The following is a 1,655-nucleotide window of genomic DNA, read 5'->3' as shown; positions in this document are numbered from 1 at the left end:
ATCCCACAAACTGCGGAACAGTCTACATTAATTTGACTCTAGAATTTGCTGATAGACATAAAAAAAGGCCAGTTATGAACTGGCCTTCAAAAATTTATTTGAAATATTTGCGTTTTTCCTCAAATTTCGCCCAAGCTTGGTCAAAATTTTGTTTCTCTTCAGTTGTCATATCAACTAGTGGCAATCTGACAGTTCCGACATCGAGCCCCAATTTATATAACGCGTATTTTACAGGTACAGGATTTGGTTTTTCAAAGAGTGCTCGAATGAGTGGTAACAATGCATGGTGTATTGTGGCAGCATCTGCATGTCTGCCTTCTTCAAATGCACGAATTAACTTTTGCATATCATTTCCTACAACATGTGAAGCGACTGATACAACTCCAGCTCCTCCAATTGAAAGTAGAGGTAAAGTTAAACCATCATCACCGCTATATACGGCGAAATCATCTTGACAACCCGCAATAATGTCTGACATTTGCTCTAAGTTGCCACCAGCCTCTTTAATGGCCTGTATGTTTGAAATCTTACTTAGTGCCAACACAGTTTCTGGCAACATATTAACAACAGAACGACCAGGTATATTATAGAGTAATACAGGTAAGTTCGTTGAAGCAGCAATCGTTTTAAAATGTTCATACATTCCACGTTGATCTGGTTTATTATAATACGGAGTAACAAGCATGATACCATTTACTCCTGCATCTTCAGCAACTTTAGTCAGTTCAACTGAAGATCTCGTGCTATTACTACCCGTTCCTGCAAAAACAGGAATACGATTATTTACCGATTCGACAGTAAAACGAATTAAGTCCGCTTTTTCTTGACTCGTTAATGTTGGTGATTCTCCAGTTGTTCCACATACGACAACTGAATCTGTACCTGTAGCAATTAAATGTTCAATTAGTTTTGCAACCATTTCAAAATGAATGGAGCCGTCTGGTAAAAATGGTGTGACCATTGCTGTAGATACACGACCGATATGCATTAGAATCTCCCCTTTTAAATGATACCTTCTTCTATCATTGCTTCTGCAATTTGTATTGAGTTTAGTGCTGCCCCTTTTAATAAATTGTCTGACACAATCCACAAATGGAAACCTCTATCATTTGATAAATCTTTTCGTATACGCCCAACAAACACATCGTCTTCCCCTTCTGCAAACAAAGGCATAGGGTATTCTTGTTTCGCGGGATTATCCTGTACTTTTATTCCTTTAGCTGACTCTAATATAGCGCGGATATCTGAAACGCTGATACCATCTTTATCTATTTCAATAAATACTGATTCAGAATGACCTGATACAACAGGTAAACGAACGCATGTTGCCGCAACTGAAAGGTTTGGCATGTGTAGTATTTTCTTCGTTTCATTAATCATTTTCATTTCTTCTAACGTATAGCCATTGTCATCAAACGTATCGATTTGAGGAATAACATTAAACGCTATTGGATAATGACTTTCTGCACTTTTGACAGGTAATACTTGCGCATCTGCATTTTTCGTATCTCCGAATGTGCCACTTTGATTTTTCAACTCATTAATTGCATCCGCTCCAGCACCAGATACAGCTTGATACGTTGAAACAATGACTTTATTTAAGCCAAAAGCTTCTTTTATTGGTTGTAGTGCACACACCATTTGTATAGTAGAAC

The 1,655-nt window shown here is 37.7% G+C and carries 2 protein-coding genes; both read right to left on the bottom strand.

What is annotated here, in order from left to right; all coding sequences use genetic code 11:
• Positions 1-94 precede the first annotated feature (94 nt).
• On the bottom strand, positions 95-988 hold the full coding sequence (gene dapA, locus AC1DOS_RS20005; protein WP_108584678.1) for a 4-hydroxy-tetrahydrodipicolinate synthase: 894 nt from the start codon (positions 986-988) through the stop codon (positions 95-97).
• 14 nt (positions 989-1,002) lie between these two features.
• Positions 1,003-1,655: aspartate-semialdehyde dehydrogenase (locus AC1DOS_RS20000; protein ID WP_477538891.1), on the bottom strand; the 653-nt coding region annotated here is incomplete at its 5' end.

The sequence above is a fragment of the Paenisporosarcina sp. P5_A11 genome, assembly GCF_056400705.1.
This window is presented reverse-complemented; position numbering and strand designations above follow the sequence as displayed.